13 protein-coding genes are annotated in these 15,314 nt (G+C 62.6%); 10 read left to right on the forward strand and 3 right to left on the reverse strand.

What is annotated here, in order from left to right:
- The first annotated feature begins 25 nt into the window (after positions 1–25).
- A complete protein-coding gene (locus SFA35_RS19435) occupies positions 26–436 on the forward strand; it encodes a PA2817 family protein (protein WP_320572145.1) in 411 nt (136 codons plus the stop codon).
- 33 nt (positions 437–469) lie between these two features.
- On the opposite strand, the gene tssM is transcribed toward SFA35_RS19435, so the two are convergent.
- The 3 genes from tssM to vasI are packed head-to-tail and all read right to left on the reverse strand — an operon-like array spanning position 470 to position 6,114.
- Positions 470–4,036: a type VI secretion system membrane subunit TssM gene (gene tssM / locus SFA35_RS19440; protein WP_320572146.1), complete on the reverse strand. Its 3,567-nt coding sequence runs from the start codon at positions 4,034–4,036 to the stop codon at positions 470–472.
- Between the two features lie 15 nt (positions 4,037–4,051).
- Entirely contained in the window at positions 4,052–5,479 is a 1,428-nt protein-coding gene (tssA, locus tag SFA35_RS19445) for a type VI secretion system protein TssA (protein WP_320572147.1), read from the reverse strand.
- On the reverse strand, positions 5,467–6,114 hold the full coding sequence (gene vasI, locus SFA35_RS19450) for a type VI secretion system-associated protein VasI (RefSeq protein WP_320572148.1): 648 nt from the start codon (positions 6,112–6,114) through the stop codon (positions 5,467–5,469). Before vasI ends, tssA begins: the two co-directional genes overlap by 13 nt.
- Positions 6,115–6,538: 424 nt before the next feature.
- Here vasI and tssB point away from each other — a divergent pair, with 424 nt between their 5' ends.
- The 9 genes from tssB (at position 6,539) to icmH (ending at position 15,302) form a co-directional block, all read left to right on the forward strand.
- Positions 6,539–7,063 carry a type VI secretion system contractile sheath small subunit gene (gene tssB, locus SFA35_RS19455; protein WP_320572149.1) on the forward strand — a complete coding sequence of 175 codons (525 nt, stop codon included), beginning with the start codon at positions 6,539–6,541 and terminating at the stop codon, positions 7,061–7,063.
- 72 nt (positions 7,064–7,135) lie between these two features.
- Positions 7,136–8,620 carry a type VI secretion system contractile sheath large subunit gene (gene tssC / locus SFA35_RS19460; RefSeq protein WP_320572150.1) on the forward strand — a complete coding sequence of 495 codons (1,485 nt, stop codon included), beginning with the start codon at positions 7,136–7,138 and terminating at the stop codon, positions 8,618–8,620.
- A gap of 2 nt (positions 8,621–8,622) precedes the next feature.
- Positions 8,623–9,033, forward strand: a complete 411-nt coding sequence (tssE, locus tag SFA35_RS19465; RefSeq protein WP_320572151.1) for a type VI secretion system baseplate subunit TssE — start codon at positions 8,623–8,625, stop codon at positions 9,031–9,033.
- A 17-nt stretch (positions 9,034–9,050) separates the two neighbouring features.
- Positions 9,051–10,817 (forward strand): type VI secretion system baseplate subunit TssF, encoded by a 1,767-nt coding sequence (gene tssF, locus SFA35_RS19470; RefSeq protein WP_320572152.1) that lies wholly within the window; start codon positions 9,051–9,053, stop codon positions 10,815–10,817.
- Positions 10,781–11,794, forward strand: a complete 1,014-nt coding sequence (tssG, locus tag SFA35_RS19475; RefSeq protein ID WP_320572153.1) for a type VI secretion system baseplate subunit TssG — start codon at positions 10,781–10,783, stop codon at positions 11,792–11,794. Before tssF ends, tssG begins: the two co-directional genes overlap by 37 nt.
- The gene (locus SFA35_RS19480) at positions 11,791–12,354 is read left to right on the forward strand and encodes an FHA domain-containing protein (protein ID WP_320572154.1); all 564 of its coding nucleotides are present in this window, start codon (positions 11,791–11,793) and stop codon (positions 12,352–12,354) included. Before tssG ends, SFA35_RS19480 begins: the two co-directional genes overlap by 4 nt.
- Entirely contained in the window at positions 12,351–13,130 is a 780-nt protein-coding gene (gene tssJ / locus SFA35_RS19485) for a type VI secretion system lipoprotein TssJ (protein WP_320572155.1), read from the forward strand. The genes SFA35_RS19480 and tssJ overlap by 4 nt, the downstream gene beginning before the upstream one ends.
- Positions 13,131–13,182: 52 nt before the next feature.
- Positions 13,183–14,523, forward strand: a complete 1,341-nt coding sequence (tssK, locus tag SFA35_RS19490) for a type VI secretion system baseplate subunit TssK (protein ID WP_320572156.1) — start codon at positions 13,183–13,185, stop codon at positions 14,521–14,523.
- Positions 14,520–15,302 carry a type IVB secretion system protein IcmH/DotU gene (icmH, locus tag SFA35_RS19495; RefSeq protein WP_320572157.1) on the forward strand — a complete coding sequence of 261 codons (783 nt, stop codon included), beginning with the start codon at positions 14,520–14,522 and terminating at the stop codon, positions 15,300–15,302. Before tssK ends, icmH begins: the two co-directional genes overlap by 4 nt.
- The last annotated feature ends 12 nt before the right edge of the window (positions 15,303–15,314 follow it).

Genomic DNA, 15,314 nt, shown 5'->3' on the forward strand with positions numbered 1-15,314 from the left:
TGTTTTTCTTTGTTGAGGACCTTCCATGGCCAACTCCTATCTCGACCACCAGATCGCCCTGCTGCAACACCTGCGCGGGATTCTGGTTGCCCTGGGCGAAGCCGAGCAGGTGCCCGAGGAAAGCCACGAGCTGTTCCTCGAACGCTACGATGAACTGCTCGCCCTGCTGCCCACCGACCCGGTGGAAAGCCAGTACCTGGGCCAGGACCTGCTGACCCAGGTGATCCAGCGCTACCCACAGATCGCCCACCTGGTACCGCGCGACCTGCTCTGGTTCTTTGCCGGCGACTGCCTGCACTTCATGCCCGACGACGAGATCGACCTCTACCAGGCACTGGAAGAACGTCGCTACGAGGCCGAGCAGAACGACGAGCCGTTCGACTGGAACCAGGAGAAGCAGCTACTGGCGATGTCGGCGGGGGACAGTCGTCACTGATCCGCAGCCCGCCGCGCTAGGCAGCCGCCTGGGCTATCGGGTAGCCTGCAACTCGCCTCTTTGCAGCAGGGTACGCGGCAACTCGAACCCCTTGAACGGCCGCAGGGTAAAGGGGTTCAAGGCCTTCTCCGCCGACACCCGATAGCGCATCACGCCATCGCCGATGCGAAAGCTCAAGTCCACGCTGGTGGCGGTATGGCCATACAGCTGCGCGCTGCTCAACAATCGAAACAGCGACCATGGCCCCTGGAACCCCAGGCTGCTGGTGTTGCCCGCAGCATGCACCAGGGCCAGCTTGCTGCCCGGGCCGGCCGTCAGGGTGTTGGGCCAGATCAATCCGATGCGGTTGCTGGGCCCATGGCTGTAGGGGATCAACTGGCCGTCCAGCGCCAGCACGCTGCTGCGCTTGTTGCCACTGAGCCCCAGCGGTTCCAGGCTGAATTGCACGCCCAGCGCGCCGCGATTGTCGAAAAAGGTTTCGCGGATGCGTTCGGCCGCCTGCAATTGGTCCAGCACTTCTCCGCGCACCAGATAGCCGCCATGGTTGACGCTCTTCAGCGCGTCGAGGTTATCGCGCACGAACAGGTTCAGGTACTGATCCTGAAACTGCTGCAAACGCCCTCGCGGCCCGAAAAACGCTTCGAAGTCCTCCAGCGAAGCGTCGCTGCCGCTGGCACTGAGCGGGTAGCGCCCGGCCAGTCGCTGTTGATAGAAACCGTAGACATCGCTGTGCCAGCGTTTCTCCAATTCACGCAGCGCCTCGACCATCAACACCTGCGCCGTCTGGTCGGCCAGCTTGCGCACCTGCAGATTGAGCGGTTCGGGCAAACCGGCAGCCGTACGTTGCAACGCGCTGATGGGGTCGGGGCTGTTGAGAGCAAAGCGGGCCATCACCGCAGCCAGTGCCGCCTTGCCACGGTCGGGGCTGTCCTGCACCGCCTTGGCGTATTCATAAAGACCGTTGATGGTGCCCAGTACTTGCTCGTAGTACGCCGGCTTGTCGCCCTTCTCTTCCAGCAGCTTGACCAGCCCGGCGAATTCGCGCTCGATCGCGACCTGTTGCGCAGCCGGAGGCGGCGCCAACCCGGTCAGCTCCAGTGCCGCGGGCAGCGCGGAAAGGTGGGCATTGTCGCCAACGGTTTCCAGCAGGCGCCGCAGCGGAGCGGTCGGCCCGGTGACTTCCTCGAGCACCACCACCGCATGGGTCAGATCACTGAAATCGGTCACCGTCAGCCGATTGAGCACGCCGCGCCAGCTGTCGATGTAGTCGGCGCTGTAAAGTCCGCGCAGGCGATCTGCCAGGGTCTTGAGGTCTTGCGCCGAATAGTCGAGCTGCCGGCGCTCGCCCAGCACCCATTGATCGACGATGGCCAGGCGGGCAAGGTCATCGCTGCGGGGTTCGAAATACTCTTGATAACCCTTGGCGGTCAGCAGCGCCGGAAGGTTCATCAGCTGCGGCTGCGCCGAGTAGTAGACCACGTCGAACGCCGGCCCGATCTCGTTGCGCAGGTCCAGGTCCTTGTGCAACTGCTCGGCGGCGTGCTGCTTGAGGCTCAGGTAGACCCGCTGGGCCATGGGAATCTGCCGCAACTGCTGCTGCACGGCGGCGACCCGCTCGGCATGCTCGGGCAGCTGTGCATCGGCATACTTCAGCGCGTAGGCCAGATGGCGCCGCAGCCCAGCCTGCAACTGGCCCTCGCCGGGGTACGCCGCCTGCCAGCGCCGGGCCATCCAGTCCAGCACCAGGTCAGGCTGGCGGTTGGCTTTATCCTCGATCATTCGATACACCCGCAGCGCCGCCAGTTGCTCGTCACTGCCGGCGGGCGCAGCGTCCATCTGCTCGATCACGCCAGCGGCGATGGCCGGCAGAAACCTTCGCGAAAGCAGGCTCAGGTAGGCTTCGTCGACCGTCGGGCCAATCACCCGTCCCTGATACAACCCGAAATCACTGACCCCCGGCCAGGCATCGCGGTAATCGCCGTACACCGCCAGGGCGCTGCGCAGCGGGTCCAGCGAACTGAGCAGATTGCGCCCGGTGGCGTCTTCACGGGTGTCGACGGCATTGACGCCGAACTCCTGACTGCGGGTCAGCACCGTGGTGGCCTGGTCGCGGTTGGCGGCAAAGTAGTGGTGCCAGCCGGCAGTGGCCAGCAAGGTCGCGAGGCTGGCCACGGCACAGCCGCCGAAGAGTATCTGGCGCTTGTGACGGGCGACCTTGATGTTGTCGCCTGCCAGGCCGGCTTCGGGGTAGATGGCTTTCTGGAAGAGGGACTGGGTGAAGTAGGTGAAGTCGGGGCCTTTGGGTTTGACGGCGTTTGGTTGGATCGGCAGATCGTAGTTTTTCGCAATAGCCTTGATATAAGGGTTGGACAACGTCCCCTGCTGGGTCACCGAAGAAAAGTAGACACCCCGTAACAAGGTCGGGGTAGTGAAGCGATCATTGCGTATTACTGCGCTTAGGAAAGCCACCAGAAGGGCACGCATCCCTGATAACGAGCACTGCAGCGATAGCAGATTCTGCCGCGCCGCTCGGGTCGGCACCCTGGGCTGCGCGTCGATCAATCGATCTTCTAGCCCCCCTACAAAAGTATCAAGTTGCTGATCGAACGCTCTGAACCAGTCGTCGAGATTACCTGACGAATCGAGAGCAAAACTAAATCCTGTTGCGGCCTCGCGGGAGGACTCGGGCAATGGGTCGAACAATTCCTTGAAACCGACCAGGAGGTCCAACTGGCTCAACACCACATAGACCGGTAACTGCGTGCCGAGCTCTAGAGTCAGGTCCCGCAAACGAGCGCGCAATCGTTGCGCAAGATCACTGCGCTTCTCTATGGTTTTGTTCAACAGGTCGGGCAGACTGATGACCACCACCACACCACTCAGAGGGCGTTGACTGCGATGCTGACCTAGCCACAGCAGAAGATTCCGCCATAACCGAGCGTCGAGGTTTTCCGGTAAACCTGATGCACCGGGCGCGGTCATTTCCTCACCGAGAGCACCGGTGGCGCCGGGTCCTCGCACAACGAACTGGCCTGGCGGATCGATCAGCACGGCGTCACTGCCGACCCACCATTCAATCGACCTAACCTGGGTGGCAACTGGCGATTCGTCTGCAGCGACATGTTCGGTGAACGGAAGACCCGATGCCCCAAGGGCAACCAAAGCGCTCTTGCCAGAGTTCGATTCACCGAGCATCAGGTACCAAGGCAAGCGATGCAACGACCGGCGCCCCCCCAGATGTTCAAGAAGACGCTGCAGCTGACGCCCCAGGAAATGCTCCTGTTCATTGACATGCGCCAGACCCGGATCGGCCACCACCGCCGCCGCACGCTCGCGCTCACGGTGCAATTGCGCATGCCGGTGTCGCAGCGACAGCGACCAGAGCAGCAGCGGCACCATCAGCACCAGTACGCTGGCCAACATCCGCATGCTGAGCTCGGCCAGTGGCCGCTCATCCCGCCACTGCCAATGCGGCCCCAGCCACCAGATACCAAGCAGCGCCAGGGCCACGGCAAGCCCCAGCAGCACCGGCATCGCCGAGCGGAACTGGCGCACGACCGACAGGCCCCAGCGCTTGAGGTGAGTCCAGACTAACTGCATGCTGTAGCTCCTGAATTATTGTTTTTTGCTGGGGGCGGCGCCAAGGTGGCCGCCGTGCACCAGACGTCGATACAGATCCGGCTCCCAGGCATCGGCCGAGGTCGCGGCCATCAGCCGGGCCGCATTGGCGTACAGATCGTCCGCCAGCCAACTCAAGCCACGGGCTCCCAGCAAATCAGCGGCGATGACACTGGCGTGGCAACGCTGGCGCGGCGCGCTGTGCCCGGCCTGCATGGCCTGCAGGCGCAACAGCACCACCTCCACCCCTTCGTTGCCCAACTGCGCCACCAACTCCTCGCGCAGGACGCCATACTCCTGCGCCGCGCCGCCAGCGGCATCGGGGCCACGGGCGGCCGTGAGCCAGGCGCGGGTCTGCTCGTCGACAAACGCGCTGCCATCGCTGAAACACAGATTCATCAGCCCCGGCACCCGGCGCACGAAGCGCACGCTGGCCAGATGGATGGCGGCCGCCACGTCCTCCATGGCCAGACGCACCGCAGTGGCCGATGCCAGGTAGCTGCCGCGAATCCAGAACGGCGCGGCGGCCACGCTGCGCTCGATACGCAGCAGCAACGCCGGCTCTACCGCAACCCCGGCCAGGGCTTCCTGATAACCCTCGACGAGGTCCTTGGGCACTGCCGTCAACTCGGTCAACCGCTCACGGCGAGCACTCGGCGCGGTGTGGATATGCCCCCACAGGGCAAAGCGCCGCAGCTGATACCCGGTAGGGTCGTAGATGTCCTGCTGGTTGATCAGATCGGCCATCGCCAACGCCGCACGCCGGGTCTCGCGCTCGTTGCCCAGGCCCGCCGGCTTGCAGGCCGAGCCCTGCACCAGTTCGTGCAGGGTGCCGGGCTGCTCGCTGGCGGCCGTTTGCTCAGGCTGCGCGCCGCGCTTGTCGAGCAGTTGGCCCAGTGCATGCAGCGGCTCCTCGGGCAGTTGCGTCAGGGCCGCGCAGGATTGCAGTCTTGCCAGCGCGCCCTGGGCCTGCCGCAAGGCCTGCGCACTGAAGCTGTCTGCGACCAGGCCCGGCAGGGCTTCGCTCAGCCGCTCGACCATCTGCTGGACCTGCCTGCGCTTGGCCGGCAGGCCCGTCGGACCGGGTTTCGGATAAGCGCTGAGCCAATAGTGTTCAACCAGGCCCGCGAGCAGGGCCAGCGAATCGCTCCACGCCGGCCACTGCCCAAGGCGCAGCCAGGCCGTCAGCAGATGGCCGACGATACGCAATTGTTTGCACTGCCCGGTGAGGTAGGCGCAGGACTCGCCCTCGATGAACTCCCAGTCGATGGAAGCCTGATGCAGGCCTCCGACCTTGATCATCTCCTGATCGATGGCCTGGTAGGTCTGAGCCTCGATATCGAACAGGCCGGCAGGCGCCTCGACGGACACCGGCTGGAGCAGCGACAGCACCCGGGCTGACATTTCGGAATTCACCAGTGACATGCCTTGCGCTCCTCTTCGATCATCGGTGCCAGGCCGGTGGCGTCGAACTGCAGCCCATCGAGGCTCGGCTCATCGCTGCGCACGCTGATACGGCTGCCCTGTCCGAGACGGCGGATCAACTCAACCGCCGGCAGCCCGCGCCCGGCGTCGATCACCCGGCCATCCTCCAGCACTCGCCAATGGCGCGGCGGCGCCACAGCGCGTTCGTCGACCAGCAACTGCAGCGATACCGCATGCCGCTTGAGCGGCCGCTCAAGCAACAGCTGCAACCGAGAAATGTCAGCCTGACAGCTGATGACCAGGTAGCGCGCGTCGTCGAAAACCTCGACGGCAGGCGCCGAGATCAACACCCGCTGTTGCGCCGAGCCAGGGGCTTCGGGATCGATGGACATGACAAACCCGCGCTGTTCGGGGTCGCGCTGACGCTCGTTGGCCACCAGCCAGGCAAAGGCCTCCGACGCCCGCGGCGGGGCCTTGCGAGGTGGCTCGAGCGCCGCCGTACCTGCCACCTGGTCAAAGCAGGCCAGGCGCTCTAGCCCGGACACTATGGCGGTGCAATCGCGGGTCGCCGCAACACTGTTGCGGGCGCCGATCAACAGCGCGACCCACAAGACAAGATAGATATATCTGTTCATGCCAAAAGGCTCCCTGCCCCGCTCACCCAAGGGCCTCGTCGAAGTTGAAACTGGCCAGTCAGGCGACCTGCAAGCGCTTATGTACTGAACGGTTAAAAACATCGAAACCGCCGAATTGGCGGCAATATAGTCCAGCACCCGGGCAAATCACAAAACAAATATCCTCTTACACTTTCGCAACAAAAAGTCCTTGATCGACCTCTCTTCTAGCGCTCAACCTAATTAGGTCAAAAACAACCAGACCCCCAACTATTTCATAGGCGCTATTTGTAGGAAAAGTTACCGGCACCAGGGAATTTTTCCACCTCTGCGAAGGAAATTTCCTACAAATGACAGCTTGCCTCGCTTCTGAAAACTGGCGAGCAAACGACATGAACACTGCATTTAAAACAACAACTAACACATTCATTCAGGAAGCACACCGATGTCCAAAACCTCCGGTTCCGTCGCCCCGAAAGAGCGGATCAACATCAAATACGTGCCCGCCACGGGCGACCAGCAGGCGGAGATCGAGCTGCCGCTCAAGCTGCTGGTCACCGGTGACTTCAAGGGCCAGCCCGACCCGCTGGCGCTGGAGGCGCGGCCATTGATCGGCATCGGCAAGGACAACTTCAACGAGGTGCTGGCCAAGGCCGAGGTGCGCCTGGGCATGACAGTGCCAGCCCTGCTCGGCAACGCCGATGACGACGAGCTCGCAGTGCAGTTGCGCTTCGACAGCCTCGAGGATTTCAGCCCCGACGGCGTGGCCCGGCAGGTGCCGCAGATGCAGAAGCTGCTGGAGCTGCGCAACGCCCTGGTCGCGCTCAAGGGCCCCATGGGCAACGTCCCGGCGTTTCGCCGCAGGCTCCAGGCGCTGATGGCGGACGAACAGGGCCGCCTGCAACTGGCCGGCGAACTGGCGGCCGCGCAGCCCGCCGCGCGCCAGGCCCAAGGCCCCGCCGCTGAATGAATCGGGCGGTGTGCGTCGCTGTGGCGCCGCCTTCTCGCACTTACCTGGAACAATCCGAGGCACGACCACGACATGACCAGTCAAACCCGTTCCGAAGCCGCCGTTGCACACGACTTCGCCCCAGCCCCCGACCTGCTCGACCAACTGATGGCCGAAACCCTGCTGCGCCCCGGCCAGGAGGGATACCAGGTGGCCCGCCAGGGCGTTCAGGCTTTCATCAGTGAGGTCATCAAAAACGATGACCCGGTGCAGGCCGTCAACAAACAAATGGTCGACCAGATGATCGCCGACATCGACCACGCGCTGGGGCGGCAGATGGATGTGATCCTCCATCAGGCGCAGTTCCAGGAGCTGGAGTCGGCGTGGCGTGGGCTGAAGCTGCTGGTGGACCGCACCGATTTTCGCGAGAACATCAAGCTGGAGATACTCAACGCCAGCAAGGAGGACCTGCTCGATGACTTCGAAAATGCAGGCGACATCACCCGCAGCGCCTTGTACAAGCACGTGTATACCGCAGGCTTTGGCCAGTTCGGCGGCGAACCGGTGGCCAGCATCATCGGCAACTACAGCTTCGGGCCGTCGGCGCCCGACATCAAATTGCTCAGTTATGTTTCCTCGGTCGGTGCCATGGCCCACGCCCCCTTCATTACCGCTGCCGGGCCAGAGTTCTTCAACCTCGAGGGCTTCGAAGCGCTGCCAAATCTCAAGGAGGTCAAGGACATCTTCGACGGCCCCCGCCATGCCAAATGGCGCGCGCTGCGCGAGTCCGAGGATGCCCGTTACCTCGCGCTGACGCTGCCGCGCTTTTTGCTGCGCCAGCCCTACCATGCCGAAGAAAACCCCACCCGCAGCTTCGTCTACCAGGAGTTCATCGACGGCCAGCACCAGAACTACCTGTGGGGCAACACCGCCTACTTGATGGCCACGCGCATCACTGACAGTTTTGCCCACTACCGCTGGTGCCCGAACATCATCGGTCCGCAATCGGGTGGTACTGTCGACGACTTGCCGGTACACCTCTACGAGTCGCTGGGCCAACTTCAAGCGAAGATCCCTACCGAAGTACTGATCTCCGACCGCAAGGAATATGAGCTGGCCGAAGAAGGCTTTATCCCGCTGACCATGCGCAAGGACAGCGACAACGCAGCCTTCTTCTCGGCCAACTCGATACAGAAAACCAAGGTGTTCGCCAAGACTCCAGAAGGACAACTCGCCCAGACCAACTACAAACTGGGCTCGCAACTACCCTATTTATTTATCGTCAACCGCCTGGCGCACTACCTGAAGGTGTTGCAGCGCGAGCAGATCGGCAGCTGGAAAGAGCGCCAGGACCTTGAAAGCGAGCTCAACCGCTGGATCAAGCAGTACGTCGCCGACCAGGAAAACCCCTCCGCCGACGTGCGCAGCCGTCGCCCCCTGCGGGCTGCACGAGTGCAGGTGCACGACGTGGCCGGCAACCCGGGCTGGTATCAGGTGGCGCTGTCGGTACGCCCGCACTTCAAGTACATGGGCGCCAGCTTCGAGATCTCCCTGGTCGGCCGGCTGGACCTGGAGTGAGCATGCACCACGGCGCCAGCCTGTTCGAACGCCTGGGCGCCGCGCCCAGGCCCTTGCACAGTCGAACGCCCGAGGCGCAGTTACGCGAACGGGTCGCCGCCATCAAGGCGCATCTGGAGCAACTGCTCAACACCCGCCAGGGCTGCTCGCAAAGCAGCCCCGAGCTGGGCCTGGCCGACTTCAACAGCCAGACGGGCAGCACTGACCTGATGACCCGCATCGGCGCGGATATCCGCCGCACCCTCGGGACCTATGAACCGCGCCTGCAGATTCTTCGACTGCATTCGAGCAGCGATCCCGGCTCGCCGCTGGAGCTGAACTTTCGCCTGGACTGCCAGGTCCTGCTCGACCAACGCCATCAACCGGTGCAGATCGACCTGACGGTCGATCACCGCCATACCCGGGTGAAATAGACCTAGATGAGACTGCCATGCCCCTGAAACGACGCTTTCGCGAGGAGCTCAGCTACCTGCGCGAGTCGGGTCGCGAATTCGCCGCAGACCACCCGCAGCTGGCGCGCTTTCTAGGCGAACAGAGTGGCGATCCGGACGTCGAGCGCCTGCTAGAAGGCTTTGCCTTCCTCACTGCCAAATTGCGCCTCAAGCTCGACGACGATCTGCCGGAGCTGACCCACGGCCTGCTGCAGATGCTCTGGCCCAACTATTTGCGACCGCTGCCCAGCGCAACCATCGTGCGCTTCGAGCCGTTGAAGCAGGCGATCAGCCGGCGCCAGGTGATGCCCAAAGGCACGCGGCTGTTCTCGGTGCCTGTCGACGGCGTCAGTTGCGAATTTCGTACTTGTACCGAGGTCGCCCTATACCCGCTGGAGATCCGGCAAGTGCGGGACACCCATTCGCGTGACGAGTCCGTAGTGCAGGTAGACCTCACCCCCTTTGGCGAGCAGCCGCTCAACGCCATGGGCTGCGATCAGCTAGACCTGCACCTGAGCGGCGACGAAAGCACTGCACTGACGCTGTACCTGTGGCTGGCCAGATACCTGCATCAGGTGCGTATCCATTGTGACGATCAGATCCGCAGTCTGCCCGCCAACGCTCTGCGCTTTCCTGGCTTCGACCCCGAGCAGGCACTGCTGCCTTACCCGCGCAACGTCTTTGATGGGTACCGGATACTGCAGGAGTATTTCGTATTCCCACAACGCTTCCACTTCGTCACCCTCACCGGCCTGGCTGACCTGTGGCCGAGCAGCCACGTCTCACGGGTGCGCCTGGAGTTTCAGTTCAAGCGCCCGATGCCAGCAGGGATCCGGATCGGCGACGACGATATCTGCCTTTACTGCGCCCCTGCAGTCAATCTGTTCGACCACAGCGCCGAACCCATCGACATCGACGGGCGCAGCGAACACGTAGGCCTCAAGCCCAGTAATGCGCTGCCGCATGCCTATGAGATATTCAGCGTCGACGAGGTCGTCAGCTGGCGTACCCAGAGTGTCGGCAAACAGGGCGGCCAACTACGCGTATTCACGCCGTTCGAATCCTTTGCCCATGAAATCGAAACCGCCCATGGCCGTACCGCGCTTTACTACCGCTGCCGTATTGAAGACGCCCTGGACAAGCGCGGTTTTCAGCACCGCATCGCCTTCGTGCGCGGCGACGAAAGCGCCTACATTGGCGAACGCGAGACAGTATCGGTCCAGCTGACCTGCACCAACCGCGATCTGCCCTTGGCGCTGGGCGTAGGCGACATCAGCGTATCGAACGAAGCAACCCCGACCTTCGCTACCTACCGCAACCTGCGGCGTCCTACCCGTCCCTGTCGCCCAGTGCTCGATGGCAGCCTGCAGTGGACGCTGATCTCCAACCTGTCGCTCAACTACTTGTCGCTGCTGTCGGCCGAGCCGCTCAAGGCGGTACTGCGTGCCTATGACTTTGCCGCATTACATGACATCCAGCAGGCGCGCACTCATCGCAAACGCCTGGACGGCATCATCGAGGCACACACCGCCCCGCTGGACTGGATGCTCAAGGGACTGCCCATCCGCGGCCTAGGTACTCGCCTGCAACTGGACCAGCAGGCCTTCCTCTGCGAAGGCGACCTGTATCTGTTCAGCAGCGTGCTGGCGCAATTCTTCGCCCTCTACGCGAGCATCAATTCGTTCCATCAGCTGGACGTGATCAATACCACCAACAATGAGCATTACACATGGCCACCGTTGACCGGCAGACAACCATTGATCTAGCCGAACGCCTGCTGGCCGATGCACGAAACTATTCGTACTTCCGCCTGCTGGAACATTTGCACGACCTGCACGGCGACGATCTTGAGGGGCTGATACCGTCGCGTAAGGCTCATGGGCGGCTGCGGCTGCACACCTCGCCTGCCCTGGCCTTTCCTGCGTCCGATGTGGTCAGCGCCGCCCGGCTCGGGGAAACCGAGCGTTATCGAGTGCAAGCCAGTTTCTTCGGCCTGCATGGCAGCGACTCGCCCCTGCCCGGCTATTACCTGGATGCCATGGCGTGGGAACACGCCCAAGGCGAGGGTATCCAAGTCGCATTCCTCGACTATTTCAATCACCGTCTGCTCGGGCTGCTGCATCAAGGCTGGCGCAAGTACCGCTATTACCTGCGGTTCCAGGAGCAAGCCAAAGATCGCTTCTCCCGGTACGTGTTTGCTCTGATTGGCCTCAACGACGAGCAGCTGCGCGGCAGCACTGCCCTGCCCTGGGGGCGGCTACTCAGCTTCGCCGGAGTGATCGCCAGCCGCAGCCGAGCGCCGGCGACAGTCGCCGGTATCATTGCCCATTGTTTCGACCTGCCGCAGGTGTCGATCCGTGAATTCGAGGTGCGCAAGGTGGCGATCGCCCCTGGCCAGCGCAACGCCCTCGGCCGAGCCAACTGCGCATTGGGTCACAGCCTGGTGGCGGGAGAGCATGTGTTCACCCGCAGCAGCAAGTTCACCGTGGTCATCGACGAGTTGACCCAGAGCCGTTTTCGCGAGTTTCTGCCCAGCGGCCTGAACTACCCCCGGCTCGCCAGCCTGATCGAATTTCTGCTTCGCGACGCCACCGCCTATGACCTGGAACTGCGCCTGCAACCCGAGGCGGCGCCCCCCTTCAGCCTGCAACGCGAACAAGGCAGCCACCTGGGCTGGACCACATTCGTGCCGGGCTCAGCAGCTGTGCAACAACCGCGACTGCGCATTCAGGTGCGGGCATGAGCGCGCATATCACGTTGGTGATCACCAATCCCGGACGCCTCATGCAGGGTTGCCGAACGTCCCACCGCTTCGACTGGCGGGGTGGCACCGTAGGCAGTCAGCAGTGCGACTGGCCGCTGTTCGATCGCGCTCAGGGCATACAACCGCTGCACTGCGAGGTGCGCTGGCGCGAAGGCACTTTCTGCGTCATCGATCGTTGTGGCCGAACCTTCATGAACGATGCCAACGCCAGCTTGCCCCCTGGCTTGTGGGTGCGCCTGGGAGCAGAGGACAGCCTGCAGATCGGCGAATACCTGATTGCGCTGTATCTGGACGACACGCACCTCACTGGCGAGGGCCGACACCTGAGCCAGTACTCGGTCAGCGAACTTCTCCAATACCGCCAATGCCCATTGGACGAACTCGGGCGGCCTCTGCCTCGCGCATCCGGCGCGACCACGACAGATCGGCCATGCGCTGATCCGCTGGCGGCGCTGGATGCCTGCGCACGCCTGGCCCGCCCCCGGTGCCCGATTACCGATGTGCTGGAAACCCATATCCGCCACAAGGAGGCACCATGAGCCCACGACAAACCCTGCTGGCCCTGTTGCTGACCAGTTGCGCCGGGCTCGGCGGCTGCAGCGCGCTAGGCAAGATTGGTCAAGTGATGCTCAATCCGTCCATACCGGTGGGCGCGCCAAGCGAGCAGCCCAGTCGATTTTCCTTGAGCCTGTACGCCAGCCCGACGCTAAATCTCAACCCCAGCAGCACCCTGGCCGTGCCTCTGGCCGCCGCTGCCGAGGCGGCCCCCCTTGCTGTCAGCATCGATGCCAGCAACCCGATCGAGCTCACCGACAAACTGCAAGAGCTCCTCGACAGTCTGCGCGAGCAATACCCGGCGCGCTCCGCTCTGGAGATCGATCAGGCACCCCCTGCCGCCATGTCGACATTCGCCGAAGTCGGCAGCTACCGCGACGCTTCGGTGCATATGACGTTTGCCGCCCAACCGCTTCGGCCAGAGCAGGTGACCACCCCTATCGCTTTTCAGGTGCTGCAACTGAAGGACGACTCGATGCTGCTCACAGCCTCCTATGAAGCACTCGCCGAGGACCTGAAAAAGTCCCTGGGCAGCACCTTGCTGCAGGTCGACGACTACCGACTGATGCCAGGGCAATTCAAGTTCGTCGAATTGGAAGAGATCGACCGGTCGACCCGCTACCTCGCCGTCATCGCTCACTACCACGGCGGCGCTGACATCGAGTGGAAGCGCGTGCTGCCGATCGCTCCCCGCGGGCACCAGCACGCCGTGCTGGTGCAGTTCGAAGACAGCGGCGTCGTCCTCAAGGGGCAAGGCTGATGACCGTTTGCCCGCCACCCGAAGCCGCTCCGCCACTATCGAAGGAATCGTCATGAGTTCGCGCAATCCCGTGTTATGGAAGGAAGGGCTGTTCGTCAAACCGCAACACTTCCAGCAACTGGAGCACGCTGCACAGGCCAGTGTGCAACAGAAGATCAGCAGCCTGAGCGACGTCTTCTATGGCTTCAGCGAGTTGCGGCTGAACGAGGAACACCTGGGGTTTGGCAAAATTTCGATCATCAGGGCCCGGGGCATCATGCCCGACGGTACTGTGTTCGATATTCCAGGCGACATGCCGGCGCCACCGCCGCTGCAGATCTCCAGCGAAACGGCGAACCAGCTCGTATACCTGTGCCTACCACTGCGCAGTGCCGACACCCTGGCCGTGCGATGGCCGGATAGCGAAGCCAATTGTCGCTACCTGGCGCAATCCTCGGCCATCAAGGACACCCACACACCCGGCGGCGATACCGAGACCCTCGACCTCGCCGTGCCCAATCTGCAGCTCAGGGTCGGGCACGAGAACCTCAGTGCGTTCACCGTACTTGCCGTAGGTCGAGTTCTGGGCAATGGCTCGGACAGCAACATGCTGCTTGACGAGCGCTTCTACCCGACCTGCGTGGCGGTTGCGGCAATACCGCCACTGCAACGGTTTCTGGATGAGGTCACCGGCATGCTGCGCGAGCGTGCTCGCAACATTGCTGCCCGCGTCTGTTCGCCGGGGCAGTCAGGAGTGGCCGACGTCAACGATTTCAATCTGCTGCAGGTGATGAACCGACTGCATCCGCTGTTCCAGCATCTGGCCCGGCGCCGCAGCACTCACCCCGAACAGCTGTATATCGCCCTCAGCCAGGCCTGCGGTGAACTGCTGACCTTCACCGACGACCAGCGCCTGCCCGCCGAATACCCGGCGTACCAGCACGACAACCTGAGCGCCTCGTTCGATGTCTTGGAAACCACGCTGCGCCAGGCACTCGGCACCGTACTGCAGCCCCGAGCGATACCGCTGACGATCCAGGAGCAGCCGTACGGTGTGCGAACGGCGATGCTGGACGATCTGCGCCTGCTCGATGGGGCGCAGTTCATCCTGGCGGTGCGCGCGCGGATGCCCGGGGAGCAATTGCGCCAACGCTTTGCCCACCAGGCCAAGGTTTACTCGATCGAGAACATTTCCGAACGCATAAGCCGCCAACTGCCAGGCATCACCTTGGTGCCCCTGCCCGTGGCTCCGCGCAATCTGCCTTTCCATGCCGGATTCACCTATTTCGAGCTAGATCGCCAGGATCCTGCATGGGACACCATGAAAGGCAGCAGCGGCTTCGCCTTCCATGTAGGGAGCAACTTTCCTGACCTGGAGCTGGAATTCTGGGCCATCCGCGAGGACGTGAAATGAGCGAAGCAATCGTAAAGAGAACCTCGCAACACTCACGGCCTGACATCAGCCCTTATTCACTGACGCCGTCTTCGGCCGACGCGCAGTTCACCCTTCGCGGCGCGTTCAAAAACCCCATGACGGATGCTGCTTCACCACTCTTCGGTTTGTCGATCCGGCTCTCCACTCTGGAACAGCACAGCGACATACCCAAGCTGTATGTGGAAGTCAGCAATCAGATCCGCAATATCCTCGAAGAGATACGCCAGCACGATTATGACGACGCCTCGTACAAAGCCTACTCGTATTCGCTGTGCCTGTTCATGGACGAAATCGTCATGGAGAAGTCTTGGGGGGTCAATTCAAGCTGGAGCGCCAGATCTCTGCTCAGCGAGTTTCACAATGAAACCTGGGGCGGCGAAAAATTCTTCACGTTGCTCGAACGCATGTGCACCGAAGCCAGCAAGTATCACCATGTGCTGGAGGTCATGTATTTCTGCGTTTGTCTGGGCCTCAAGGGCAAATACGCCGTTCAAGAAAACGGCGATGAAGAGATCCAGAAAATCATCGTGCGCCTGCATCGCATCATCCGCGAGCTGCGGGGCCCTGTCGTGGAATTCCCAGATCCCCTGCACAACGTCGCCCCGCGCAACCTGCGCCTTAATCGCCAATGGCCTTGGTGGTCGCCCTGGCTGATCGCCGGATTGGCCATGACCGTCATCTATACCGCCTATTCCATGCGCCTGAACAGCATCACCCAAGAGGTGCTGAAGTCGCTCGAACCCATTCTCAAGCTCTGAATGTGACACCCC

The sequence above is a fragment of the Pseudomonas sp. HR96 genome (assembly GCF_034059295.1).
Taxonomy (GTDB): domain Bacteria; phylum Pseudomonadota; class Gammaproteobacteria; order Pseudomonadales; family Pseudomonadaceae; genus Aquipseudomonas.